This window comes from Streptomyces atratus, from assembly GCF_900119365.1.
GTDB classification, from domain to species: Bacteria; Actinomycetota; Actinomycetes; order Streptomycetales; family Streptomycetaceae; genus Streptomyces; species Streptomyces atratus_B.
The window spans coordinates 139,466-163,182 of the sequence record NZ_FPJO01000016.1; the positions used below are offsets into that span (position 1 = coordinate 139,466).

At 69.3% G+C, this 23,717-nt stretch carries 25 protein-coding genes and 1 tRNA gene; 11 read left to right on the plus strand and 15 right to left on the minus strand.

Going from position 1 to position 23,717, the window contains the following annotated elements:
• From galT to BT364_RS24785, 4 genes are all read left to right on the plus strand, one after another.
• A complete protein-coding gene (galT, locus tag BT364_RS24770) occupies window positions 1-1,044 on the plus strand; it encodes a galactose-1-phosphate uridylyltransferase (protein WP_072487436.1) in 1,044 nt (347 codons plus the stop codon).
• Entirely contained in the window at window positions 1,041-2,021 is a 981-nt protein-coding gene (gene galE, locus BT364_RS24775; protein ID WP_072487437.1) for a UDP-glucose 4-epimerase GalE, read from the plus strand. The genes galT and galE overlap by 4 nt, the downstream gene beginning before the upstream one ends.
• Window positions 2,018-3,205 (plus strand): galactokinase, encoded by a 1,188-nt coding sequence (galK, locus tag BT364_RS24780; protein WP_072487438.1) that lies wholly within the window; start codon window positions 2,018-2,020, stop codon window positions 3,203-3,205. Before galE ends, galK begins: the two co-directional genes overlap by 4 nt.
• Before the next feature lie 326 nt (window positions 3,206-3,531).
• Window positions 3,532-4,329 carry a response regulator transcription factor gene (locus tag BT364_RS24785; protein ID WP_218172453.1) on the plus strand — a complete coding sequence of 266 codons (798 nt, stop codon included), beginning with the start codon at window positions 3,532-3,534 and terminating at the stop codon, window positions 4,327-4,329.
• Here BT364_RS24785 and BT364_RS24790 read toward each other — a convergent pair.
• Complete coding sequence (locus BT364_RS24790) at window positions 4,288-4,785, minus strand: MarR family winged helix-turn-helix transcriptional regulator (RefSeq protein WP_072487439.1); 498 nt, start codon at window positions 4,783-4,785, stop codon at window positions 4,288-4,290. The two genes, BT364_RS24785 and BT364_RS24790, sit on opposite strands and share 42 nt — an antisense overlap.
• 88 nt (window positions 4,786-4,873) lie before the next feature.
• Between BT364_RS24790 and BT364_RS24795 the strand changes: the two genes are divergently transcribed.
• Both BT364_RS24795 and BT364_RS24800 read left to right on the plus strand, forming a co-directional pair.
• Entirely contained in the window at window positions 4,874-5,671 is a 798-nt protein-coding gene (locus tag BT364_RS24795) for a trans-aconitate 2-methyltransferase (protein WP_072487440.1), read from the plus strand.
• A complete protein-coding gene (locus BT364_RS24800; protein ID WP_072487441.1) occupies window positions 5,671-6,033 on the plus strand; it encodes a VOC family protein in 363 nt (120 codons plus the stop codon). Before BT364_RS24795 ends, BT364_RS24800 begins: the two co-directional genes overlap by 1 nt.
• Window positions 6,034-6,076: 43 nt before the next feature.
• On the opposite strand, the gene BT364_RS24805 is transcribed toward BT364_RS24800, so the two are convergent.
• From BT364_RS24805 to BT364_RS43235, 3 genes are read right to left on the minus strand one after another with little or no spacing between them, the layout of a single operon-like run.
• Complete coding sequence (locus tag BT364_RS24805) at window positions 6,077-6,427, minus strand: DUF6247 family protein (RefSeq protein ID WP_072487442.1); 351 nt, start codon at window positions 6,425-6,427, stop codon at window positions 6,077-6,079.
• Window positions 6,424-6,969: an ATP-binding protein gene (locus BT364_RS24810; protein WP_072487443.1), complete on the minus strand. Its 546-nt coding sequence runs from the start codon at window positions 6,967-6,969 to the stop codon at window positions 6,424-6,426. Before BT364_RS24810 ends, BT364_RS24805 begins: the two co-directional genes overlap by 4 nt.
• Window positions 6,970-6,982: 13 nt before the next feature.
• Entirely contained in the window at window positions 6,983-7,270 is a 288-nt protein-coding gene (locus BT364_RS43235; protein WP_072487444.1) for a hypothetical protein, read from the minus strand.
• A gap of 15 nt (window positions 7,271-7,285) precedes the next feature.
• Here BT364_RS43235 and BT364_RS24820 point away from each other — a divergent pair, with 15 nt between their 5' ends.
• Both BT364_RS24820 and BT364_RS24825 read left to right on the plus strand, forming a co-directional pair.
• Window positions 7,286-8,104, plus strand: a complete 819-nt coding sequence (locus BT364_RS24820) for a helix-turn-helix domain-containing protein (protein WP_072487445.1) — start codon at window positions 7,286-7,288, stop codon at window positions 8,102-8,104.
• The gene (locus tag BT364_RS24825) at window positions 8,101-8,313 is read left to right on the plus strand and encodes a DUF397 domain-containing protein (RefSeq protein ID WP_072487446.1); all 213 of its coding nucleotides are present in this window, start codon (window positions 8,101-8,103) and stop codon (window positions 8,311-8,313) included. The genes BT364_RS24820 and BT364_RS24825 overlap by 4 nt, the downstream gene beginning before the upstream one ends.
• Window positions 8,314-8,396: 83 nt before the next feature.
• Here BT364_RS24825 and BT364_RS24830 read toward each other — a convergent pair whose 3' ends face one another.
• The gene (locus BT364_RS24830; protein WP_072487447.1) at window positions 8,397-9,503 is read right to left on the minus strand and encodes an FG-GAP repeat domain-containing protein; all 1,107 of its coding nucleotides are present in this window, start codon (window positions 9,501-9,503) and stop codon (window positions 8,397-8,399) included.
• Between the two features lie 707 nt (window positions 9,504-10,210).
• On the opposite strand from BT364_RS24830, the gene BT364_RS41070 reads away from it, so the two are divergent.
• A complete protein-coding gene (locus tag BT364_RS41070; protein WP_143166543.1) occupies window positions 10,211-10,657 on the plus strand; it encodes a hypothetical protein in 447 nt (148 codons plus the stop codon).
• 546 nt (window positions 10,658-11,203) lie between these two features.
• Here the strand turns inward: BT364_RS41070 and BT364_RS24835 are convergent.
• Both BT364_RS24835 and BT364_RS24840 read right to left on the minus strand, forming a co-directional pair.
• Window positions 11,204-11,893, minus strand: a complete 690-nt coding sequence (locus BT364_RS24835; protein ID WP_072487448.1) for a TetR/AcrR family transcriptional regulator — start codon at window positions 11,891-11,893, stop codon at window positions 11,204-11,206.
• Entirely contained in the window at window positions 11,890-12,891 is a 1,002-nt protein-coding gene (locus tag BT364_RS24840; protein ID WP_072487449.1) for an acyl-CoA desaturase, read from the minus strand. Before BT364_RS24840 ends, BT364_RS24835 begins: the two co-directional genes overlap by 4 nt.
• 324 nt (window positions 12,892-13,215) lie before the next feature.
• On the opposite strand from BT364_RS24840, the gene ppc reads away from it, so the two are divergent.
• Window positions 13,216-15,945 (plus strand): phosphoenolpyruvate carboxylase, encoded by a 2,730-nt coding sequence (ppc, locus tag BT364_RS24845; protein WP_072487485.1) that lies wholly within the window; start codon window positions 13,216-13,218, stop codon window positions 15,943-15,945.
• Window positions 15,946-15,973: 28 nt separating this feature from the next.
• On the opposite strand, the gene BT364_RS24850 is transcribed toward ppc, so the two are convergent.
• The 7 genes from BT364_RS24850 to BT364_RS24880 form a co-directional block, all read right to left on the minus strand.
• Window positions 15,974-16,444 (minus strand): hypothetical protein, encoded by a 471-nt coding sequence (locus BT364_RS24850; RefSeq protein WP_072487450.1) that lies wholly within the window; start codon window positions 16,442-16,444, stop codon window positions 15,974-15,976.
• A gap of 66 nt (window positions 16,445-16,510) precedes the next feature.
• The gene (pth, locus tag BT364_RS24855) at window positions 16,511-17,104 is read right to left on the minus strand and encodes an aminoacyl-tRNA hydrolase (protein WP_072487451.1); all 594 of its coding nucleotides are present in this window, start codon (window positions 17,102-17,104) and stop codon (window positions 16,511-16,513) included.
• Window positions 17,105-17,221: 117 nt separating this feature from the next.
• On the minus strand, window positions 17,222-17,809 hold the full coding sequence (locus BT364_RS24860; protein WP_072487452.1) for a 50S ribosomal protein L25/general stress protein Ctc: 588 nt from the start codon (window positions 17,807-17,809) through the stop codon (window positions 17,222-17,224).
• Between the two features lie 182 nt (window positions 17,810-17,991).
• Window positions 17,992-18,966 (minus strand): ribose-phosphate diphosphokinase, encoded by a 975-nt coding sequence (locus BT364_RS24865; protein WP_072487453.1) that lies wholly within the window; start codon window positions 18,964-18,966, stop codon window positions 17,992-17,994.
• A gap of 120 nt (window positions 18,967-19,086) precedes the next feature.
• On the minus strand, window positions 19,087-20,535 hold the full coding sequence (glmU, locus tag BT364_RS24870) for a bifunctional UDP-N-acetylglucosamine diphosphorylase/glucosamine-1-phosphate N-acetyltransferase GlmU (RefSeq protein ID WP_072487454.1): 1,449 nt from the start codon (window positions 20,533-20,535) through the stop codon (window positions 19,087-19,089).
• Window positions 20,536-20,644: 109 nt separating this feature from the next.
• Window positions 20,645-20,716: transfer RNA gene (locus BT364_RS24875), tRNA-Gln, on the minus strand.
• Between the two features lie 23 nt (window positions 20,717-20,739).
• Window positions 20,740-21,600 (minus strand): hypothetical protein, encoded by an 861-nt coding sequence (locus tag BT364_RS24880; RefSeq protein WP_072487455.1) that lies wholly within the window; start codon window positions 21,598-21,600, stop codon window positions 20,740-20,742.
• A gap of 155 nt (window positions 21,601-21,755) precedes the next feature.
• Between BT364_RS24880 and BT364_RS24885 the strand changes: the two genes are divergently transcribed.
• Complete coding sequence (locus BT364_RS24885) at window positions 21,756-23,072, plus strand: sensor histidine kinase (RefSeq protein ID WP_072487456.1); 1,317 nt, start codon at window positions 21,756-21,758, stop codon at window positions 23,070-23,072.
• A 108-nt stretch (window positions 23,073-23,180) separates the two neighbouring features.
• Here BT364_RS24885 and BT364_RS24890 read toward each other — a convergent pair whose 3' ends face one another.
• On the minus strand, window positions 23,181-23,714 hold the full coding sequence (locus BT364_RS24890; RefSeq protein WP_072487457.1) for an SUKH-3 domain-containing protein: 534 nt from the start codon (window positions 23,712-23,714) through the stop codon (window positions 23,181-23,183).
• Between the last annotated feature and the right edge of the window lie 3 nt (window positions 23,715-23,717).

Below are 23,717 nucleotides of genomic sequence, written 5' to 3' on the forward strand. Positions count from 1 at the left end.
GTGAAGAAGACGGTTACGACGCTCGCCGACGGCCGGGAGCTGCTCTACTACGACAGCCGCGACGACGCCGTACGGGACGCCGTCGACCGGCGCCCCCTCGACGCCGTCTCGACCTCGTCCGAGATCCGTCGCGACCCGTTCCTCGGGGACAGCGTCGCCATCGCCTCGCACCGCCAGGGCCGCATCTACCACCCGCCGGCCGACGAATGCCCGCTCTGCCCCTCGCGGGACGGCCGGCAGAGCGAGATCCCCGAGGCCGACTACGACGTCGCCGTCTTCGAGAACCGCTTCCCCTCGCTCGCCGGTGACTCCGGCCGCTGCGAGGTCGTCTGCTTCACCTCCGACCACGACGCGTCCTTCGCCGACCTCACCGAGGAGCAGGCCGCCCTGGTCCTGGCGGCCTGGACCGACCGCACCGCCGAACTCGCCGAACTCCCGCAGGTCAAGCAGGTGTTCTGCTTCGAGAACCGGGGCGCCGAGATCGGCGTGACGCTCGGCCACCCGCACGGGCAGATCTACGCGTACCCCTTCGTCACCCCGCGCACCGAGCTGATGTTCCGCTCCATGGCGGCCCACCGCGCCGGGACCGGCGGCAACCTCTTCGACGACGTGGTGGCCCGCGAGGAGGCGGACGGCTCCCGGATCGTCATCGACGGCGAGCACTGGGTCGCCTTCGTGCCGTACGCCGCGCACTGGCCGTACGAGGTCCACCTCCACCCCCGCCGCCGCGTCCCCGACCTGAGGGAACTCGACGAGGCCGCGCGCACGGAGTTCCCACAGATCTATCTGGAACTCTTGAGGCGATTCGACCGGATCTTCGGCCCCGGCGAGCCGCCGACCCCGTACATCTCGGCCTGGCACCAGGCCCCTTTCGGTGTCCCCGGACGGGAGGACTTCGGGCTCCATCTGGAGCTTTTCACCATCCGACGTACCTCCGGCAAGCTGAAGTTCCTCGCGGGTTCCGAATCCGGCATGAACGTGTTCATCAACGATGTGCCGCCGGAGGCCGCGGCCCAGCGACTGCGAGAGGTAGCGAGCGAGTGAGCAAGCCCCAGAAGAAGTACCTGGTCACGGGCGGCGCGGGATACGTCGGCAGCGTGGTCGCCCAGCACCTGCTGGAGGCCGGGCACGCGGTCACCGTTCTCGACGACCTCTCGACCGGGTTCCGGGAGGGCGTCCCGGCCGGGGCCGAGTTCATCGAGGGCCGGATCCAGGACGCCGCGAAGTGGCTGGACCCCTCCTACGACGGGGTGCTGCACTTCGCCGCGTACTCCCAGGTCGGCGAGTCCGTCACGGACCCGGAGAAGTACTGGGTGAACAATGTCGGCGGCTCCGTCGCACTGCTCGCCGCGATGCGTGACGCCGGAGTGCGGACCCTGGTCTTCTCCTCCACCGCCGCCACCTACGGCGAACCGGCCACCACCCCCATCACCGAGTCCGACGCGACCGCGCCCACCAACCCCTACGGCGCCACCAAGCTCGCCGTCGACCACATGATCACCGGCGAGGCGGCCGCGCACGGCCTGGCCGCGGTCTCGCTGCGCTACTTCAACGTGGCAGGGGCGTACGGCAGTTGCGGGGAGCGGCACAACCCCGAATCGCACCTCATCCCGCTGGTCCTCCAGGTCGCCCTCGGCCGGCGCGAGTCGATCTCCGTGTACGGGGACGACTACCCGACCCCCGACGGCACCTGCGTCCGCGACTACATCCACGTCGCCGACCTCGCCGAGGCCCACCTGCTGGCCCTGGACGCGGCCACCGCGGGCGAGCACCTGATCTGCAACCTCGGCAACGGCAACGGCTTCTCGGTGCGCGAGGTCATCGAGACCGTCCGCGAGGTCACCGGCCACCCCGTCCCGGAGACCGCGGCCCCCCGCCGCGCCGGTGACCCCGCCGTGCTGGTCGCCTCCGCCGCCACCGCCCGGGAGCGGCTCGGCTGGTCGCCGTCCCGCGCCGACCTGACCGGAATCGTCACCGACGCCTGGACGTTCGCCCGCCGAGAGGAGCCCACCGCCCCATGACCGAGAACAGTGAGCCGACCACCGCGTTCACCGAGCTGACCGCCTCCTTCACCGAGCTCTACGGGCGCGCGCCCGAAGGGATCTGGGCGGCCCCCGGCCGGGTCAACCTGATCGGCGAGTACACCGACTTCAACGACGGCTTCGTGATGCCGCTCGCCCTGCCGCACACCGCACGCGCGGCCGTCGCCCGCCGCACCGACGGCGAACTGCGGCTCCACTCGACCGACGTGCCCGGCGGCGTCGTCCAGCTCCGGATCGACGAGCTGGCCCCGCAGCAGGGGCACGGCTGGGCGGCGTACCCGGCCGGGGTGGTCTGGGCGCTGCGCGAGGCCGGCCACCCGGTCACCGGGGCGGACATCCAGCTCACCTCCACCGTCCCCACCGGTGCGGGCCTGTCCTCCTCCGCCGCGCTGGAGGTCGTCACCGCGCTCGCCCTGAACGACCTCTTCGGACTCGGGCTGTCCGCCCCGGAGTTGGCGGTCCTCGGCCAGCGTGCCGAGAACGCCTTCGTGGGCGTGCCGTGCGGGGTCATGGACCAGATGGCCTCCGCCTGCTGCGCCGAGGGCCACGCCCTCCACCTCGACACCCGCGACCTCACCCAGCGCCAGGTCCCCTTCGACCTGGCCGCGAGCGGACTGCGGCTGCTCGTGGTCGACACCCAGGTCAAGCACGCGCTCGGCGACGGCGCGTACGCGGAGCGGCGGGCCGGCTGCGAGGCGGGCGCGGCGGCGCTCGGCGTACGGACGCTGCGCGAGGTGCCGTACGAGAGCCTCGGCGCGGCCCTGGACACCCTGGCCATGGCCGACGTCGACGAGTCCGTGGTGCGCTACGTACGCCATGTGGTCAGCGACAACCAGCGGGTGGAGCAGGTCATCGCCCTGCTCGACGCGGGCGATGTGCGGGCCGCGGGCCCGGTCCTCAACGCCGGGCACGCCTCGCTCCGCGACGATCTGCGGGTCTCCTGCCCGGAGCTGGACCTGGTGGTGTCGGCGGCGAACGAGGCCGGGGCGCTCGGCGCGCGGATGACCGGTGGCGGCTTCGGCGGCTCGGCGATCGTCCTGGTGGAGGAGGAGCAGGCGGACGCGGTCTCCAAGTCCGTGCTGGAGGCCTTCGCGGCGGCGGGCCACGCGATGCCGCGGATCTTCCCGGCCGTGCCCTCGGCGGGAGCCCGCAGGCTCGGCTGAGCTCCGCCGGCCCAGCAGGGCAGGCAGCTCTTTGTCCACTCCTGTCGCAAGACGGAACACGCACCACATCCCGGGGGCGGCCGGAGCCGGTCAGTTCTGCGAATTGCCTTCCGCCACGGCCCGTCGGCCGTACCCTGATGCACAGCACCGGTGGGGGCCGGTGCTGATTCAGGGGTACGAGACAGTCGGGTGCGGCGCCCGGGGCGGGCGGTGGCCGGGACACGGCGGCGGCCGTGGAACCATGGTTCATCTCCCCGATCCGGGCGCCGTACCCGCACTGATCGGTCCCTTTCGGCGGGCCGGGGGTGCCCCAGAGCAGACGCGGCATGGGGGTGCCTGTGGTTCGTATCCGGGTTCTCGTGGTGGACGACCACCGTATTTTCGCCGAGTCGCTCGCAGCGGCGCTCGCGGCCGAACCGGACGTCGAGGTGTCGGCGGCGGGCAATGGCCCCGCCGCGTTACGGTGCCTGGAGCGGGCCGCCGCCGAGGGGCGCGGCTACGACGTGATGCTGGTCGACGCCGAACTGGGCATCGCGGGCGACCACCGGGCACCCGTCCCGGTCCCCGACGGCGGGGAGAACGCCCCGGTGGACGGCATCTCCCTGGTGGCCGGGGTCCGTTCGGGCCGGCCGTCCGTGCGCACGGTGGTGCTCGCCGAGAAGGACGACCCGGTCCGGGCCGCACTGGCACTGCAGGCCGGGGCCTTCGGCTGGGTCGCCAAGGACTGCTCGCTGCAACGGCTGCTCACGGTCGTGCGGGGAGTGCTGCGGGACGAGACGCATCTGCCCCCGGCGCTGCTCACCGGCGTACTGCGGGAGCTGACGGCGGCGCGCAAGCACCGCACCGAGAGCGAGCAGTTGGTCGAGTCGCTGACCCCACGCGAACGCGAGGTGCTGCGCTGCATGGTGGCGGGCCTGGGCCGCAAGGCGGTGGCCGAGCGGCTCTACCTCTCCCCGCACACGGTCCGTACCCATATGCAGAACGTGCTGGGGAAGCTGGGCGTGCACTCCACCCTGGCCGCGGTCGCCCTGGCCCGCAGGGCGGGCGTCGGCCCGGCCGACCCGGCCCCGGCGGCGTCGGTCCTAGCCGGGAATGTTGTCGAACGGGGCGGTCAACTGGCGTAGCAGCCCGGCCAGTTCGCCCCGCTGCTGGGTGGAGAGCTCGCTCAGGATGGCGCGCTCCTGGGCGAGCAGCCCGGCCAGCGACTGGTCGGCCTTGTCGCGCCCCTCGGCGGTGAGCCGGACGAGCACGCCGCGACGGTCGCTGGGGTCGGGGAGGCGCTCGACGAGGTTCTTCTTGGTCAGGCGGTCGATGCGGTTGGTCATCGTGCCGGAGGTGACCAGGGTCTGCGTGAGGAGTTGCCCGGGGGAGAGCTGGTAGGGGGCGCCGGCGCGACGCAGTGACGTCAGTACGTCGAACTCCCAGGGCTCAAGATTGTGCTCGGAGAAGGCGATCCGGCGGGCCCGGTCCAGATGGCGGGCCAGGCGGGAGACGCGGCTGAGCACCTCGAGTGGTTCCACGTCGAGGTCGGGGCGCTCGCGGCGCCATGCAGCGACCAGTCGGTCGACCTCGTCCTCCATGTGGATCAGTGTAGAGGGTCTGTCGACATGAAGTCTCTTGAATTCAAGTGTCTTGACATCAAGATATTCTCGGCGTGATCCTGAGCCCATGACCACACCCACCTGGGACCCGCAGCAGTACCTGCGCCACGCCGACCACCGCACCCGCCCCTTCCTCGACCTCCTCGCCCGCATCCCCGAACTCCCGGCCGCCCCCGCACCCCGTATCGCCGACCTCGGCTGCGGAGCGGGCAACGTCACCGTCCTGCTCGCCGACCGCTGGCCCGGGGCCCGGATCACCGGCTACGACAACTCCCCGCAGATGCTCGAACGGGCCCGCGCCCACGCCGGCCCCCACCTCGACTTCGCCGAGGCCGACGCCACGACCTGGACCCCCGCCGAGCGTCACGACCTGATCGTCTCCAACGCCCTGCTCCAGTGGGTCCCCGACCACGCCGCCCGCTTCCCGGCCTGGCTGGACGCGATCACTCCTGGCGGCACCTTCGCCTTCCAGGTCCCCGGCAACTTCGACCAGCCCAGCCACGTACTGATGCGCGAACTCGCCGGCTCCCCGCGCTGGCGCGACCGCCTCGCCGACCAATTGCGCCACGCCGACGCGGTGCTCACCCCCACCGCCTACCTCGACGCGCTGACCGCCCCCGGCATCACGGCGGACGTCTGGGAGACCACGTATCTGCACCTCCTGCCCGGCCAGGACCCGGTCCTGGACTGGGTGAAGGGCACCGGCCTGCGCCCCGTCCTGACCGCCCTCGCCGACGACCCCGAGGCCCGCGACGCCTTCCTCGCCGAATACCGCGACCTGCTCCGCGCCGCCTACCCCCAGGGCCCGCACGGCACCGTCTTCCCGTTCCGCCGCATCTTCGCCGTGGCCCGCAAGGAGAAGTGATGATCGCCGCTGTCGACCACGTACAGCTCGCCGCCCCGGAGGGCTCCGAGGGCGCCCTGCGCGCCTACTACGCCGACATCCTCGGCATGACGGAGATCGTCAAACCCCCGGCCCTCGCGTCCCGCGGCGGCTGCTGGTTCCAGGCGGGTCCGGTCCAGCTCCACCTGGGCATCGAGCAGGACTTCCGCCCGGCGAGGAAGGCCCACCCCGGGCTGCGCGTCACGGACATCGAGGCATACGCGGCCCGGCTGGAGGAGCGGGGTGCCGAGGTGCGCTGGGACGGTGATCTGCCGGGGCACCGTCGCTTCTACAGCCACGATCCGGTGGGGAACCGGCTGGAGTTCCTGGAGCGGGCCGCCTGACGAGCAGCAGGGCTCAGCCGGTTGTAGTCCCACGTCCAGCCGTTCACCGCAGCCCGGCCTCTGCTTCCGCCGTCTCATGGATACGCCGTATCTCGGTGATCGTTTCGGCGGGGTCTTCCTCGCCTGCGTCCACGAGCCGCTCCAGCGCATGCAGCCGGGCGGCTTGCTCGGGATGCCGCTCGATCGCCAAGAACACGGCCCAGGAGTGGATGAACGCCCTCAGCGGAGAGAGGCTCTGCGTCTGCTGCGCGTTCGTCGTGGCCTCGAAAAGATGCTGAGTGAGTGCGGGAATGCGGCTGGGGGCGATCCGGGCAACCGCAGCCCGCAAGGCGTCGGGTGTGAGCTCAGGCATGGGGATCAGCGGTCCGTACGGGCTGTCGGGCCGTGCGCTCACGGTGACCTCCGGTGCGGGTGATTCGGCCTTCGTTCGTACGGTACCGGCAGCGGCGCCAAGGGGATGTCCGCCCGGTGCGGCCGACCGGGCGGAGCCTGTCCGTGTCCGGCGTCGACCTCGGCCCAGACGAGCAGACCGCCGCATACGCGCCGCTGGCCCCAGTCGGTGGCAAGCGTGTCGACGATCAGCAGCCCGCGTCCGTCCTCCTGGTCCGGCGGTGGCGCGCCCGCTGCGGTCGCGCTGCCCTGCCCTTCGTCGAGCACTCCGACGACGGCCGCCCGAGCGGCACAGGACAGCACAACGGTGATGGAACGGCTCGCGCTGTGCTCCAGGGCATTGGCGGCGAGCTCACCGGTGATCAGTTCCAGAGCGTCCACTGTGTCCGGCGGCAGACCCCAGGACCGGGCCGTCGTCGATACGTAACAGCGGGCCGCGCTCGCCGACGCGAGGGTTCCACCGGGTAAGGAGACCAATCCCAGGGCCTGTGGAGCGGTGGCGCAGCACACGAGGGCGTTGTGGACGATTTCGATGAGCGGCGGCATGACCGTACCTCCTTCACTGGTCTTCATCGGTGTCCGCCGGGGTGAGGCGGGCGCCGCGGCTCTCGGCAACGCGCAGGGTGTCGCGCAACGCGTCGGTCAACTTGGCGATCAGGAGCCAGAGTTCGGAGGCATGCAGGGCGGGGTCGGAGAGCGCTTCCTGTGCCTGATCGAGGAGCTGGCCTGCGAGGCCGAGCTGCGCGAACTCGATCCGGTCGGCGAGCCGGGACAGCGGGCCGGTGCCGTCCGTGGAGAGGTAACAGGGCTTCCCGTCCGCCCCGGCCCAGGGCAGCAGCCGGATCACCGGCTCGGCCTTGCGTTGCGCACGCTGCGCCGGCGTGCCGGGCTCAACCTTCCCGATGCGGTCGGACGGTTGGGGCTCTCCGGGCCATCCGCGCTCAGCAAGATCGAGAACGGGAAGCAGCGTGTTCCGTCGGCAGCCCTGGACAAGTACTTCGATGCCTACGGTGTTGAGGACGCGCAGCGCATGGCCGAGATCAGGAAACTGGCTTCCCTCGCGTCGTCGCCGCGCAGGACCAACCTGTTCAACCAATACCGCGACGCGGTCCGTGACCCTTTCGCCGACTATCTCGAACTCGAAGAGCTGGCTACGCACGCGGACTGGTATGCGGTCCAGCTGATTCCCGGGCTCCTCCAGACCCCTGAGTACGCGCACGCGGTTGTGGATGGCAGCGGCAAGTGGCGGACCGCGCGAGAGGTGCGCACATTCGTCGAGTTGCGCATGAAGCGCCAGCAGGTCCTGCGCCGGGAGAACTCCCTGTCCCTGTGGTGTGTGCTGGATGAGGCCGCGTTGCGCAGGAAGATCGGCGGCGCACAGATCATGACTGGACAACTCCATCATTTGCTGTCCATCACTGAGGAGCTGCCTGGGGTTGAGATCCAGGTCCTGCCGTTCAGCGCTGGTGTTCACGCAGGGATCGATGGGGCCTTCACAGTCTTCCGGTTCGACGCCGGAGATCCTCTGGCCGTGGTGGAGCCACTGACAACCGCCCTCTATCTGGAGGAGGATGTTCACGTGGGGCGCTACGAAGTCGCCTTCAATCACCTGCGTGCGCGGGCGCTGGACATCGCGGCTTCACGCGACTTCATCAGTGAGCTCATCAAGGAGGAAGTTTGACCGGCAAGGCTGACCTTAGTGCGGCCAACTGGAAGAAGAGCAGCTTTAGTTCAGGTGGAGACAACTGCGTTGAGGTGGCGTTCGCAGGTGGTGTGACCGGCATCCGCGACTCGAAGGTTGCGCAATGTCCCGTTCTCGCGGTCACCGCCGACGCGTTCGCCGCATTCCTCGGCGGAGTCAAGGACGGCGGACTGGACCGGACCGTCTGACGTAGCCGCCTTCGGGCAAAGACACGAGGTGGGCTGCCCAGGCCGGGGCAGCCCACCTCGTTGTCCGGTTCGGCAGGCGGAGGTCAGTTGAGAGCCTGGAAGTTGTTCCAGCCGGAAGTGCCTACGGCGACTCCACTGCCTGAGATGTTCGGATAGAAGTAGAGCTGGGCGTCGCCTCCGGTGGCCCAGACGTCAGTCTTCGCGTCGCCGTTCGCATCGGGCACGGCCGTGAACAGCGGACGGTTGGTGCGGGTCCAGCCGGACCCGATGGCGACGGACGCGGGGCCGGTGCCAAGTCCTTCGCCGGAGTTCCCCGTGCCTTCGTAGAGGCGCAGCTCTCCGCTTGTCTTGTGGCGTGCGATCAGGTCGACATGACCGTTTCCAGTGCGGTCTCCCGGCGCGGCAAGGTCGTAGCTGGACCATAATCCCTCGCCGATCAGGACAGGTGCCCGGCTTGCGTCGAGGTAGAAGGAATCGGAGCCGAAGTAGAGCCAGAGCAGGTTGCCTTCCTTGACCAGGAGGTCCGGGAATCCTGGCACGTCGATGGTTCCGTCGCCGTCGGTGTCCAGCGGTCCGTCGATGTCTCCGATGGCGAGGATCTGGTCGGCTGCTGCCCAGTGGTTGTTCGCCTCGTCCAGTGCCTGGAGCTCTCGCGCGCCGGTCAGACAGGACTGGGACTGTCCATCGGCTTGTTCGTCACGGCTCGTACAGGCGAAGCCCACTCCATTGTTGGGGAACACGTGCAGTGTTCTGCCCCCGTCGCCCGGCAGTGCTGCGATCAGGTCTTCGTATCCGTCGCCCGTCCAGTCGCCGCGGTGGGTGATGCCGGCTCCGTTGAAGTCGGTGTTACCTGCTGCGGTGGCGGTTCCCACGCGGCCGTTTCCCTGTCCGGGATAGAGCCACAGTTCGCCGTCGGTGCGCACACCGTAGAGATCTGCGTTGCCATCACCGTTGAGGTCACCGGCCTTGTCCGGGATGGCAGGGCTGTTGGCGTAGAAGAGGTATTGCGCTCTGTCGGACCGGTTCTGAGCCGCGTCGAGACTGCGACGGACGTACAGCCTCTGCGAGCCGGCCGAAGGCGGAGTCAGGGTGATCTTGCCGTCCTTCTTCCCGTCTCCGTCCAGGTCCTCCGTGGGCGCAATGATGCGGACGGTGGTGTCCCAGTCGGTCCAGTACTCGTATGCCGTCACATCGTTGACGCCACCATTGCCGATGATGAACGAGCCGTGCTTACGGGCTTCTCCCGTCTGTTGCGGCCAGCCGTCCGAGCCGTCGGGGAAGCCGGTCGACTTGATGGTCGGCGGGGTACTCGGACGGTTGGGGTCGAAGACGAACCGGCAACCGGGCTGACCTGCGGCCGGTGTCCATGCGGAACATGGAGCGGGCCAGCCCGTTGGTCATGTTCTCGGTATCCCATGCGCGCGGTGGGTGTCGTTGCCCCGTCCCACCCCGCGCCATTGAAGATGGTCCAGGCTTCGCGCGCACCAGTGACGGCCGGATCGATGTATACGGGGTACTTCGTCTCTTCGCCTGTGAGCAGAGACTGGTCTGGCGAAAGACTTATCTGATCGTCAGCAACTTGGATGGGGACGACCGATTCGCGGGCGCCGTGACCGGGTTCGAACTCGCCGTTCGGCGCCGGTCCTCCGTCAGACGGTGTGGCCGAGCGGGCCGTGGTCGGAGTCGCGGTCGTACTGCTGTCCCACATGCGTGGCGCGGGGGCGATGAACACCTTCTGGCCAGCGGGATCGATGGCAGCCAGGTTGCCATCACCATCGGTCGTGACGCTCAGCCCGTCGGTGGAAAAAGCCAGCCCAATCGACCTGAGTTCTGGATTGGCAGCCGCTTCGGCGGACTTGACTACCAGGAGTCGACTGAATCCGGAATTGTTTGCATCATGGGAAAGCTTGGAAATTTGAAGAATAATCTCACTGGTGTCGACTGGTGGAAGCATAAGGGGGTGAACATCGGAGTCGGCATTCTTGCCACTGTGGGAACGGCGGCCTGTATTGCGTCAGTCGTTTGCGGTGCAGGTCTGTTCGTTGTCGGATCCGCAGCCCTCTACGCAGGAGGCCTGGCAGCCCATATGGCCCTCAGCTCCGAGGAGGAGCGGAGACAAGGGGCAGGAAAGTGCATGCTCGGAACGGCAAAAGCTGAACTTAAGGGAATTGCCTTCGGTACCCTCTTTGGTAGAGGAATGCTCGGAGCGGTTAGGAAGGGAGGTAATTTGTTCTATTCGCGATGGGCGATAAAGGGCGGTCATGCTCGAATTAACAGCATAGTTACTGGTCCCAGGAAGGGTGGATTGCCGCTTCTGTGGAATCGTGGTGGATTCCTTCCTTAGGTAGTCGTCGCCTTCAAAGCGGCAGGCGCAAAGCCGTTACGGCTTTGCGCCTGCCGTGCTCCCGCATTGAAGTGACGACATCCGCGAGTGAATTAGGGTCAAGAATGAATAAAGTGCATTGCTCGACGCGTCATCACGTAGATTTGGATCGCGTTGGATCCGCGAATGGCATAAATGGTCGCATTTCCTTTTGGGGAGTTTTGAGCGGGTGTCGCGTGCCTCTAATTCTTTGGGTGGCGATAGCGGTAATCATCGGAATCTTGTTGAGCTGGAAAGCTGCGACAGTTATTGCAGTTTTGTTTGCTGCCCTGTGTCTTATATCTTTCCTTCTGAATGGGTTGAAGGGGCACACAATGAGGTGTAGTGCACTGAGGTCCGTTTCGGGAACCCTTCGGATGGCGGACTACATCTCCTGAACATCGGGCAACGGTGCACCTGCCTCGGGTGCGGCTCGAGCAGCAAGGCATCTGGGCCGAGGAGGCCGGGAACGGTGCTCCCCTTGCCCCGTCCGGGGTGAAAGAGCTGAACGGGTGGCCGGCCCCCCGTTCAGCTCTTGCGGTGCCCCACCAGCCGGGGCTTCGCCTCCAGGTTCTCCAGGCCGTGCCAGGCCAGGTTCACCAGGTGGGCGGCGACCTCCGACTTCTTCGGCTTGCGGGCGTTGACCCACCACTGGCCGGTCAGGGCGACCATGCCGACCAGCGCCTGCGCGTACAGCGGGGCCAGCTTCGGGTCGAAGCCGCGGGCCTTGAACTCCAGGCCCAGGATGTCCTCCACCTGGGTGGCGATGTCGCTGATCAAGGAGGCGAAGGTGCCCGTCGACTGGGCCACGGGGGAGTCACGGACCAGGATGCGGAAGCCGTCGGTGTACGTCTCGATGTAGTCGAGCAGGGCGAACGCCGCCTGCTCCAGGAGCTCGCGGGGGTGGCCCGCGGTCAGCGCGCTGGTGACCATGTCCAGGAGCTGGCGCATCTCGCGGTCGACCACGACGGCGTACAGGCCCTCCTTGCCGCCGAAGTGCTCGTACACGACCGGCTTGGAGACACCGGCGCGGGAGGCGATCTCCTCGACCGAGGTGCCCTCGAAGCCCTTGTCGGCGAAGAGCGTGCGGCCGATGTCCAGCAACTGCTCGCGGCGTTCCTTGCCGGTCATCCGCACCCGGCGGGTACGCCGGGTGGAAGAGGAGGGACGGTTTTTCTCGCTGCTGGTGCTGGAGTCGGTCGCCACGTCGTCAATCATGCCGCGTCGGCGCGCTCGCGGTCGCGCCGGGCGTCGATCCGGCGGGACTCGATCCGGGCGGAGTCCGGCCAGCGCACGTCGTGCGCCCAGCCCAGCTTCTCGAACCAGCGGATCAACCGGGCACTCGAATCGATCTGACCGCGCAGCACACCGTGCCGGGCGCTCGTCGGATCGGCGTGGTGCAGGTTGTGCCACGACTCCCCGCAGGACAGGACCGCGAGCCACCACACGTTCCCGGACCGGTCACGCGACCTGAAGGGCCGCTTGCCGACCGCATGGCAGATCGAGTTGATCGACCAGGTGACGTGGTGCAGCAGGGCCACCCGGACCAGCGAGCCCCAGAAGAAGGCCGTCGCCGCACCCCACCACGACATCGTCACCAGACCGCCGACCAGCGGCGGCAGTGCCAGCGAAACGGCCGTGAGGGTCATGAAGTGACGGGAGACGCCGCGAAGTGCCGGGTCCTTGATCAGATCGGGGACGTACTTCTGCTGCGGAGTCTGCTCCTCGTCGAACATCCAGCCGATGTGGGCCCACCACAGGCCCTTCATCAGGGCGGGCAGGCTCTCGCCGAAGCGCCACGGCGAGTGCGGGTCGCCCTCCGCGTCGGAGAAGCGGTGGTGCTTGCGGTGGTCGGCCACCCAGCGCACCAGCGGACCCTCCACGGCCAGCGAACCGGCGACCGCGAGAGCGATGCGCAGCGGGCGCTTCGCCTTGAAGGAACCATGCGTGAAATAGCGGTGGAAACCGATCGTGATGCCGTGGCAGCCGATGAAGTACATCGCCACGAGCAGACCCAGATCGAGCCAGCTCACGCCGCGGCCCCAGGCCAGCGGCACCGCCGCGACCAGCGCCACGAACGGCACCACGATGAACAGCAGAAGGGCGATCTGCTCGATCGACCGCTTGTTGTCCCCGCCGAGCGTGGCGGAGGGAAGGGGCTGACCGTCGGCCGCCGACGGCTGGCCGTCGTCGATCACGGCGGGGCTGGTGTTCATGGGGAGTCCCCTGGGGATGAGGAATACGACGGATAGCTCTGGCTACGGTTCCGTAACCTACGGTGACGTAAGTATGGCAGCGCCGAGGCCCGCCGCACGAGAGCGCGACGGGCCGCCCACGAAGGGGAAACCCGATCGGGCCGCGAGCGGCGCCGACGGAGTGGACACCTATCCTGGTGGGGTCGGACAGCGCGGTCCGCACCCTGCTTTCCCGGGGTGGCGTCAGCACCGCTGCCTGTCGTGGCCCCGGAGACCCCTGTGGCCGCTGCCTGCCGCGGCCCCGGGAGAACCCCCGTGCTCAACCACTGCAAGGAGCCGCACACCGTGAGCAGTGCCGACCAGACCCCTGCCGCCAGCGCCGAGCTGCGCGCCGACATCCGCCGCCTCGGCGACCTGCTGGGCGAGACCCTCGTACGCCAGGAAGGCCAGGAACTCCTCGACCTCGTCGAGCGTGTCCGCGCCCTGACCCGCACCGACGGCGAGGCCGCGGCCCAGCTCCTCGGCGACACGGACCTGGAGACCGCCGCGCAGCTCGTGCGCGCCTTCTCCACCTACTTCCACCTCGCCAACGTCACCGAGCAGGTCCACCGCGCCCACGAGATGCGCGACCGCCGTGCCGCCGAGGGCGGGCTCCTCGCCCGCACCGCCGACCGGCTCAAGGACGCCGACCCCGTCCACCTGCGCGAGACCGTCAAGAACCTCAACGTCCGGCCCGTCTTCACCGCACACCCCACCGAGGCCGCCCGGCGCTCCGTACTCAACAAGCTCCGCCGCATCGCCGCGCTCCTGGAGACGCCCGTCGTCGAGGCCGACCGGCGCCGTCAGGACCTGCGCCTCGCCGAGAACATCGACCTCATCTGGCAGACCGACGAACTGCGCGTCGTCCGCCCCGAGCCGGCCGACGAGGCCCGCAACGCCATCTACTACCTCGACGAACTGCACGCCAACGCCGTCGGCGACGTACTGGAGGACCTCGCCGCCGAACTCGAACGCGTCGGCGTCGAGCTGCCCGCGGGCACCCGCCCCCTCACCTTCGGCACCTGGATCGGCGGCGACCGCGACGGCAACCCCAACGTGACGCCCGCCGTCACCTGGGAAGTGCTGATCCTCCAGCACGAGCACGGCATCACCGACGCCCTCGAACTCATCGACCACCTGCGCGGACTGCTCTCCAACTCCATCCGCTACACCGGCGCCACCGACGAACTGCTGACCTCCCTCGAAGCGGACCTCGAACGCCTCCCCGAAATCAGCCCCCGCTACAAGCGGTTGAACGCCGAGGAGCCCTACCGCCTCAAGGCCACCTGCATCCGGCAGAAGCTCGTCAACACCCGCGAGCGCCTCGCCTCCGGCACCCCGCACCGCCCCGGCTGCGACTACCTCGGCACCGCCGAACTCATCGCCGACCTCGAACTCATCCAGACCTCACTGCGCGAGCACCGCGGCGGACTCTTCGCCGACGGGCGGATGGACCGCACCATCCGCACCCTGGCCGCCTTCGGCCTCCAGCTCGCCACCATGGACGTCCGCGAACACGCCGACGCCCACCACCACGCCCTCGGCCAGCTCTTCGACCGGCTCGGCGAGGAGTCCTGGCGCTACGCCGACATGCCCCGCGACTACCGGCAGAAGCTCCTCGCCAAGGAACTCCGCTCCCGCCGCCCGCTCGCCCCGACCCCGGCCCCCCTCGACGCCGCCGGCGAGAAGACCCTCGGCGTCTTCCACACCATCAAGGAAGCCTTCGAGCGCTTCGGCCCCGAAGTCATCGAGTCCTACATCATCTCGATGTGCCAGGGCGCCGACGACGTCTTCGCCGCCGCCGTGCTCGCCCGCGAGGCCGGACTGATCGACCTGCACGGCGGCTGGGCCAAGATCGGCATCGTGCCGCTCCTGGAGACCACCGACGAGCTGCGCGCCGCCGACGTCATCCTCGACGAGATGCTCGCCGACCCCTCCTACCGCCGCCTCGTCTCCCTCCGCGGCGACGTGCAGGAGGTCATGCTCGGCTACTCCGACTCCTCCAAGTTCGGCGGCATCACCACCTCCCAGTGGGAGATCCACCGGGCGCAGCGCCGACTGCGCGACGTCGCGCACCGCTACGGCGTACGGCTGCGGCTCTTCCACGGCCGCGGCGGCACCGTCGGCCGCGGCGGCGGCCCCTCGCACGACGCGATCCTCGCGCAGCCGTGGGGCACCCTCGAAGGCGAGATCAAGGTGACCGAGCAGGGCGAGGTCATCTCCGACAAGTACCTCATCCCGGCGCTCGCCCGGGAGAACCTGGAGCTGACCGTCGCGGCCACCCTCCAGGCCTCCGCGCTGCACACCGCACCCCGCCAGTCCGACGAGGCCCTGGCCCGCTGGGACGCCGCGATGGACACCGTCTCCGACGCCGCGCACGCCGCGTACCGCAAGCTCGTCGAGGACCCGGACCTGCCCGCGTACTTCTTCGCGGCCACCCCCGTCGACCAGCTCGCCGACCTCCACCTCGGCTCCCGCCCGTCCCGCCGCCCCGACTCGGGCGCCGGACTCGACGGACTGCGGGCCATCCCGTGGGTCTTCGGCTGGACCCAGTCCCGCCAGATCGTCCCCGGCTGGTACGGCGTCGGCTCCGGGCTCAAGGCACTGCGCGAAGCCGGTCTGGACACCGTCCTGGACGAAATGCACGAACACTGGCACTTCTTCCGGAACTTCATCTCCAACGTCGAGATGACCCTCGCCAAGACCGATCTGCGCATCGCCCGCCACTACGTCGACACGCTCGTCCCCGACGAACTCAAGCACGTCTTCGCCGACATCGAGGCCGAGCACGCACTCACCGTGCGGGAAGTCCTCAGGGTCACCGGCGGCAGCGAACTGCTCGGCACCAGCCCCGTGCTCCAGCAGACCTTCGCCATCCGCGACGCCTACCTGGACCCCATCTCCTACCTCCAGGTCTCGCTGCTGGCCCGCCAGCGCGAAGCCGCGGCACGCGGTGAAGAGCCCGACCCGCTGCTCGCCAGGGCCCTGCTGCTCACCGTGAACGGTGTCGCCGCGGGCCTGCGCAACACCGGCTGAGCCCGTCCGGTCACGGGTGCGGCCCCGCTCACAGGGCGAAGAACGTCGCCACGAGCAGGACCGCACCCGCGATCCCCGTGCACCAGCCGGTCCGCGACAGCCGCAGACCACCACCGATCACCAGACCGGCCAGCAGCAGCGCACCGCCCAGCGGCACCCAGGCATGCAGAAAGCCCGGTGTCCCGGTACGCACCACGTCATCCGTGCCCGGCTTCACCACCACGGGGAACCGGTCGCCCCGGCGCGCCGCGACGGACCTGTCGATCGTCACCCGGGAACGCGCGGTCGCCTGTCCCGACGGCGAGAACGGACCGGTGCAGACATCGGCGCCGCAACCCGTCACCGTCATCGTGCCGTGCTCACGGCCCTTGGCCAGAATGATGTGGTGCGCCTCGTTCCAGGACGACAGCACACCCGCCACCAGCAGCAACAGGACGACACAGCCCATGGCGGCGTTGCGGGCGTATGCCAGGGCGCGGTGGGAGGAGCTCCGCTTCATGGGGAGCGATCCTTGGGCAGACCGGCACCGCCGGTCAACTCATGGCCGAAAATCGCCGGTTACCCGCTACGAGTTGTACGCGCTCTGCGCGCGCTCCAGGCCCTCCGCGAGCAGGCACTCGACCGAGTCCGCCGCCCGGTCCACCAGGTACGCGAGCTCCTTGCGCTCGGTGGACGAGAAGTCCTTCAGCACGAAGTCCGCGACCTGCATCCGCCCCGGCGGCCGCCCGATCCCGAACCGGACCCGGTGATAGTCCGCACCCATCGCCTTGGTCATCGACTTCAGCCCGTTGTGCCCGTTGTCGCCGCCGCCCAGCTTCAGCCGCAGCGCCCCGTAGTCGATGTCCAGCTCGTCGTGGATCGCCACGATGTGGTCGGTCGGCACCTTGTAGAAGTCGCGCAGCGCCGTGACGGGGCCGCCGGAGAGGTTCATGTACGACATCGGCTTGGCCAGGATCACCCGCCGGTTCGCCGGTCCGGGCGGGCCCATGCGGCCCTCCACGACCTGCGCCTGCGCCTTCTGCGCCCGCTTGAACTTCCCGCCGATCCGCTCGGCCAGCAGGTCGGCCACCATGAAGCCGACATTGTGCCGGTTCGCCGCGTACTCGGGACCGGGATTGCCGAGGCCCACGATGAGCCAGGGGTCGGTGGCGTCGGACATCTGCGCTCGGTCTCCTCGTGTACGGATGGTTCCGGACGGCCCGGATACAGGGAAACGGGGCGGCGGGTCCTCGAACAAGGAACCGCCGCCCCGTCAGTCAAGCAGTGCGGGCGAGGCTCAGGCCTCCGCGCCCGCACCCTCGGCGGCCTCGGCGGCCGGCTCCTCGGCCTGCGCGGCGACGACCTGGAGCACGATGGCGTCCTCGTCACCGGCCAGCATGGCGCCCTTCGGCAGCGCGATGTCCTTGGCGAGAACGGACGCACCGGCGTCCAGGCCCGCGACGGAGACCGTGACCGACTCCGGGATGTGGGTGGCCTCGGCCTCGACGAGCAGGGTGTTCTGCACGTACTCCAGGAGGTTGCCGCCCGGGGCCAGGTCGCCCTCGACGTGCACGGCGATCTCGACGTTGACCTTCTCGCCGCGCTTGACGGTCAGCAGGTCGACGTGCTCGATGTCGCCCTTGAGCGGGTTGCGCTGCACGGCCTTCGGGATGACCAGCGCGTCCTTGCCGTCGATCTCCAGGCCGATCAGGACGTTCGCGGTCTTGAGCGCCATCATCAGCTCGTGACCCGGCAGGGTGACGTGGACCGGCTCGGCACCGTGGCCGTAGATGACCGCGGGAACCAGGTTGGCGCGGCGGGTGCGACGGGCGGCACCCTTGCCGAACTCGGTACGGACCTGGGCGGCGAGCTTGACCTCAGCCATGACTGCACTCCTCGTGAGGTGACGAAAATCGGACGGTCACCCGGCCCACGACAGGCCTGCTACGAAGAGCGCGTCGATAACGGACCGCCGTACACATGAGTACGGCCTCCCTCGCCGAGCAACTCGCTGAGTCTACCCGGCGGGGAGGCCGCCCCCAAAGTGGATCTTCGGTACCGCTGTTCCTACTGCTCCTCGAAGAGGCTGGTCACCGAGCCGTCCTCGAAGACCTCACGCACCGCACGCGCGATCGTCGGCGCGATCGACAGCACCGTGATCTTGTCGAGCTCCAGCTCGCCCGGGGTCGGCAGGGTGTCCGTGAACACGAACTCGCTGACCTTGGAGTTCTTCAGCCGGTCCGCGGCCGGGCCCGAGAGCACACCGTGCGTCGCCGTCACTATGACGTCCTCGGCGCCGTGCGCGAACAGGGCGTCGGCGGCGGCGCAGATGGTGCCACCGGTGTCGATCATGTCGTCGACCAGGACGCAGACCCGGCCCTTCACGTTGCCGACGACCTCGTGGACCGTCACCTGGTTGGCGACGTCCTTGTCGCGGCGCTTGTGCACGATGGCCAGCGGGGCGTCCAGACGGTCGCACCAGCGGTCGGCGACGCGCACCCGGCCGGCGTCCGGGGAGACGATCGTCAGCTTCGAGCGGTCGACCTTGGCGCCGACGTAGTCGGCCAGGATCGGCAGCGCGAAGAGGTGGTCCACCGGGCCGTCGAAGAAGCCCTGGATCTGGTCCGTGTGCAGGTCGACGGTGAGGATGCGGTCGGCACCCGCCGCCTTCATCAGGTCCGCGACCAGACGGGCCGAGATCGGCTCGCGGCCGCGGTGCTTCTTGTCCTGGCGGGCGTAGCCGTAGAACGGCACGATCACCGTGATGGAGCGGGCCGAGGCGCGCTTCAGCGCGTCCAGCATGATGAGCTGCTCCATGATCCACTTGTTGATCGGAGCGGTGTGGCTCTGGATCAGGAAGCAGTCGGCGCCGCGAGCCGATTCCTGGAAGCGGACGTAGATCTCACCATTGGCGAAATCGAAGGCCTTCGTCGGCACGAGGCCGACACCCAGCTGGTGCGCAACCTCCTCGGCCAGCTCGGGGTGGGCGCGGCCGGAGAAGAGCATCAGTTTCTTCTCGCCGGTCGTCTTGATCCCGGTCACAGCACAGTCTCCTCAGACGTGTTCCTGGCGCTGCGCGCATGTGTCCCGATGCGCAACGAGCCAGCCGAAATGGGGTGAGCATCTATCACGGTACGCCGTGCGCGGCGTACCTGTTTCCGGTCAGCTTTCGCCGTCACGCTCCGATGCGGCGGCCTGGGCCGCCTGCGCGGCGCCGCTTCCCGGACGCTTGCGGGCCACCCAACCCTCGATATTCCTTTGCTGGCCGCGGGCGACGGCCAGCGAACCGGGCGGTACGTCCTTGGTGATGACCGAGCCGGCCGCGGTGTAGGCGCCGTCCCCGACCGTGACGGGCGCCACAAACATATTGTCCGAGCCGGTACGGCAGTGGGAGCCGATCGTGGTGTGGTGCTTGGCCACCCCGTCGTAGTTCACGAAGACGCTGGCGGCACCGATGTTGCTGTGGTCGCCGATCGTCGCGTCGCCGACGTAGCTCAGGTGCGGGACCTTGGTGCCCTCGCCGATCGTGGCGTTCTTCATCTCCACGTACGTGCCGGCCTTGGCCTTCGTGCCGAGCCTGGTGCCGGGCCGCAGATAGGCGTACGGACCCACCGTCGCGCCCTCGCCGACCTCGGCCCGGTCCGCGACCGTGTTGTCCACGCGCGCGCCCGCGCGGACGACGGTGTCGGTGAGCCGGGTGTTGGGGCCGACCTCGGCGTCCTCGCCGAGGTGCGTGGTGCCGAGCAGCTGGGTGCCCGGGTGCACGATCGCGTCCCGCTCGTAGGTGACGGTGGCGTCGATCGTCGTGGACGCCGGGTCCACGACGGTCACGCCGGCCAGCATGGCCCGCTCCAGCAGCCGCTCGTTCAGCAGCCGCCGGGCCTCGGCCAGCTGGACCCGGTTGTTGATGCCGAGGATCTCGCGGTGGTCGCCGGCCACCGAGGCGCCGACCCGGTGCCCGGCCTCGCGCAGGATGGAGAGGACGTCGGTGAGGTACTCCTCGCCCTGGCTGTTGTCGGTACGGACCTTGCCGAGGGCCTCGGCGAGCAGCCGGCCGTCGAAGGCGAAGACCCCGGAGTTGATCTCCCGGATCTCGCGCTGGGCGTCGGTGGCGTCCTTGTGCTCGACGATCTCGGTGACCGCGCCGTCGGCCGGGTCGCGGACGATGCGTCCGTAGCCGGTGGAGTCCGGGACCTCGGCGGTCAGCACAGTGACGGCGTTGGAGTCGGCCGTGTGGGTGGTGGCGAGCGCGAGGAGCGTCTCGCCGGAGAGCAGCGGGGTGTCGCCGCAGACGACGATCACGGTGCCGTCGACGGTGCCGCCCAGCTCGTCGAGACCGACGCGCACGGCGTTGCCGGTGCCCTTCTGCTGGGCCTGGTGGGCGGTCCGCAGCCGGTCGTCGACGGCGGTGAGATGCGCGGTGACCTGCTCGCTCCCGTGGCCGACGACCACGACGAGGTGCTCGGGGTCCAGCTCTCGGGAGGCGGCGACGACATGTCCGACGAGCGAGCGCCCGGAGATCTCGTGCAGGACCTTGGGGGTCTTCGACTTCATGCGGGTGCCCTCACCCGCTGCGAGGACGACGACGGCTGCCGGGCGTTCGGAGCTCACGGAAATGCCCTTCGGCTTCGGGTGGTGGACACCCGAAGGATACCGGGGCACTGGTGAGCGGACATGGGTGAGGGCCCCGACCTTGGAGGCCGGGGCCCTCACACGGAGGCTCCCCTGCCAGGACTCGAACCCGGACAAATAGCACCAAAAGCTACTGTGCTGCCAATTACACCACAGGGGAACAAGGCCGACTAACCGGACATGTCATCCGGTTGCTGAGCCGGCACCCAACACTATGCCGTACCAAGTGCCTTCTACGCGACGATAAAGGTCCGCGCTTTTGGTGACGTAGATGATCAGGCAGCCGCGGTAGGTCTCGGCGGTGTTCTTGCGGGTGGTCCTGGGGTTGTGCTTCTTCAGAGTCGCCTTCTGGAGCGAGGAGGCGGGGACGCCTGCGAGGTCGGCCCAGAATCGCTCGGCCCCGGCGACATCCCCCGACTCGTGGATGCTGACCCGCAGGTGCATCCGCTCGCGTGGGACCTCAAGCAGTTCGAGCCAACGTAGGTACAGCGTGATCACGTTGGGGTCGCTGTTGATGAAGTGGAGGCTTTCGCGGCGACTGTATGTCTTGTCCTTGGCGCCTTCGGCCCAGTAAAGGGCCACTCCGGCGAGGAACAGTTCTCGGTCCGACAATTGGCCGACCGCGTCCTGTGCGTGAGCCTTGGTCCTGAGTCGTTCCTCGTTCTGGGTGGCGCGCAGACGCGACAGGCCAGCGTTCATGAGCGCACGGCGCTCTTCGTTCGTATAGCGCGGCTCCGGCTTCGGTAGGTCTCGTACCCACAGTGAGATCGAGCTCTTCGAGCACCCCAGCTCCACCTGGATCTGGTCGTAGGTCATGCCTTGCAGACGCATCTCCCGCGCCTTCTCTCGCAGGTCGTCTTTCGCGCGCGGTCGTTTCGTCCATTCCGGAGCGGGCTCGCCCCTGACCAGGCGGCCGAGGATGTCGTTGTTGTGGATGTGCAGCCGGTCGCGGATCTGTCTGAGGCTGAGGCCCTCCCGGCGCAGAGCGATGGCCTGCTCGCGCAGGTCTTCGAAGTTGGCGTACTTGCTCGTGATTTCCGTCATGTGATGAGCGTCGTCCGGAATGCGGACGTCCGGTGCGAAAGTCTGCTCGATTCACCATTTCAAGCGATAAGTGGTCGTTCTGTCGTTGTTCGGCAGGGGCACGTGCTGTCCAGGTCGCCCGAAAATGAGGTGCGGTCGCCCGTAGGGTGGACGGCATGACCGCAACGGGGGCAGACCAGGAAACGGCGGGAGGGACCACCCGCGGCTACTGGTGGTGGGAGCGGCGGCGCGGTGTCGCCCTGGACGTGGGGCTCGGGCTCCTGTCGGCGCTGGAGTGCGCGCTGGAGGGGGTGTCGTTCGCCGGGGACACCGGGTTGCCGGTGCCGGTGGGTGTGCTGTTCGGGCTGCTCGCGGGGTCGGTGCTGGTGCTGCGGCGGCGGTGGCCGATCGCGGTGGTGCTGGTGGCGATCGCGACCACGCCCGCCGGGATGGGCTTCCTGATGGGGCTGGTCGGCCTCTACACGCTGGCCGCCTCCGACGTGCCGCGCAGGATCACCGCGGTGCTCACGGGGATGTCCTTCGCCGGGACGTTCATCGTCACCTACGTACGGCTGCGGCAGAGCGTCGCGGAGCAGGACGACTTCGGGCCCGGCGACTGGTACGTACCGCTGATCTCGCTCTTCATGTCGCTGGGGCTCACCGCGCCGCCCGTGCTGTTCGGCCTCTACATAGGGGCCCGGCGGCGGCTGATGGAGAGCCTGCGGGAGCGGGCGGACTCGCTGGAGCGGGAGCTGTCGCTGCTCGCCGACCGGGCGGAGGAGCGGGCGGAGTGGGCGCGTACGGAGGAGCGCCACCGGATCGCCCGCGAGATGCACGACGTGGTCGCCCACCGGGTCAGCCTGATGGTCGTGCACGCCGCCGCGCTCCAGGCCGTCGCGCCGAAGGACCCGGCGAAGGCGGTGCGGAACGCGGCGCTGGTCGGTGACATGGGCCGGCAGGCGCTGACGGAGCTGCGGGAGATGCTCGGGGTGCTGCGGACCGGGGAGTCGGTGACGGCCCGGCCGGCCCAGGTGCCGCTGGCCTCGGTCGGTCAGGCGGCGGCTGCCGCGGCTGCCGCCGCGACGGAGGACGGGCCGCGGCTGCACGAGGTGGAGACCCTGGTGGGGGAGTCCAGGGCGGCGGGGATGACGGTGGAGCTGTCGGTGGACGGCGAGGCGCCCGCGTATCCGCCCGAGGTCGAGCAGACGGCGTACCGGGTGGTGCAGGAGGCGCTGACGAACGTCCACAAGCATGCGGCGGGCGCGAAGACGTGGGTCCGGCTGGCGCACCGGGAGGCGGAGGTCGCGATGCAGGTGGAGAACGGACCGTCGGACTCCGCCACGGCGGACGCGGGGCTGCCGAGCGGCGGCAACGGCTTGGTCGGTATGCGGGAGCGGGTGCTGGGGCTCGGCGGGGTCTTCGTCTCGGGGCCGACGGACGCGGGCGGCTTCCGGGTGTCGGCGGTGCTGCCGGCCCAGGGGAAGGCGGCCTGAGAGCCTGTCGGGTGACCTTCGACCGGGAAGCGTGCGTGCCAGGGCGTGGCCGCCCGATCAGAGGTCACCCGACAGGCTCCGAGCCGCGGGACCGGCCGGTCCCACGGCTCAGCCCGATACGAGGCGTTCCGGCTGGATGCCGACGATCAGGGTCGCCAGGGCCTGGTCGATGTCCGGGCCGAGGTACCAGTCGCCGGTGTGGTCGATGCTGTAGACGCGGCCTTCGGCGTCGATGGCCAGGACCGCCTGGCCGTCCCCTTCTTCGCCCAGGGGGCTGACCTCGGTCTCCAGCGCCCGGCCGAGGTCGCCGAGGGTGCGGGCGAGGTGGAGTCCGCTCAGCGGGTCGATGCGCACCGGGGCGGGTGCGATCTGGCGGCCCGGCGCGGACGCGGTGATGCGGAGTCCGCCGAATTCGGCCCAGGCCTCCACGGCCGCGGGGAAGACCGCGTGCTGGTGGCCGGCGGGCGAGGTGTGCGAGCGCAGGGCGTCGGCCCACTCCTCGGCCTGCCGGATGTCCCAGCGGCCGGGCTGCCAGCCCGCGGCGCGCAGGGCGGCGTCGACGGCGACGGGGAAGCGGGTGGAGGCGTGCCGGTCGCGTTCGGCGGGGCCCGTCTGTTCGGGCAGGTCGGTTCGGTCGCGCATCGG

Bases quoted from the DNA above. Each gene is read 5' to 3' on its own strand.
- BT364_RS41070 (WP_143166543.1), top strand. From the start codon at position 10,211: ATGGGAAAGCTTGGAAATTTGAAGAATAATCTCACTGGTGTCGACTGG.
- BT364_RS24795 (WP_072487440.1), top strand. From the start codon at position 4,874: ATGACCACACCCACCTGGGACCCGCAGCAGTACCTGCGCCACGCCGAC.
- BT364_RS24885 (WP_072487456.1), top strand. From the start codon at position 21,756: ATGACCGCAACGGGGGCAGACCAGGAAACGGCGGGAGGGACCACCCGC.
- BT364_RS24890 (WP_072487457.1), bottom strand. From the start codon at position 23,714: ATGCGCGACCGAACCGACCTGCCCGAACAGACGGGCCCCGCCGAACGC.
- BT364_RS24810 (WP_072487443.1), bottom strand. From the start codon at position 6,969: ATGCCGCCGCTCATCGAAATCGTCCACAACGCCCTCGTGTGCTGCGCC.
- pth (WP_072487451.1), bottom strand. From the start codon at position 17,104: ATGTCCGACGCCACCGACCCCTGGCTCATCGTGGGCCTCGGCAATCCC.
- BT364_RS24800 (WP_072487441.1), top strand. From the start codon at position 5,671: ATGATCGCCGCTGTCGACCACGTACAGCTCGCCGCCCCGGAGGGCTCC.
- BT364_RS24840 (WP_072487449.1), bottom strand. From the start codon at position 12,891: ATGAACACCAGCCCCGCCGTGATCGACGACGGCCAGCCGTCGGCGGCC.
- BT364_RS24850 (WP_072487450.1), bottom strand. From the start codon at position 16,444: ATGAAGCGGAGCTCCTCCCACCGCGCCCTGGCATACGCCCGCAACGCC.
- BT364_RS24790 (WP_072487439.1), bottom strand. From the start codon at position 4,785: ATGGAGGACGAGGTCGACCGACTGGTCGCTGCATGGCGCCGCGAGCGC.
- BT364_RS24860 (WP_072487452.1), bottom strand. From the start codon at position 17,809: ATGGCTGAGGTCAAGCTCGCCGCCCAGGTCCGTACCGAGTTCGGCAAG.
- BT364_RS24785 (WP_218172453.1), top strand. From the start codon at position 3,532: ATGGGGGTGCCTGTGGTTCGTATCCGGGTTCTCGTGGTGGACGACCAC.
- BT364_RS24880 (WP_072487455.1), bottom strand. From the start codon at position 21,600: ATGACGGAAATCACGAGCAAGTACGCCAACTTCGAAGACCTGCGCGAG.
- galK (WP_072487438.1), top strand. From the start codon at position 2,018: ATGACCGAGAACAGTGAGCCGACCACCGCGTTCACCGAGCTGACCGCC.
- BT364_RS24835 (WP_072487448.1), bottom strand. From the start codon at position 11,893: ATGATTGACGACGTGGCGACCGACTCCAGCACCAGCAGCGAGAAAAAC.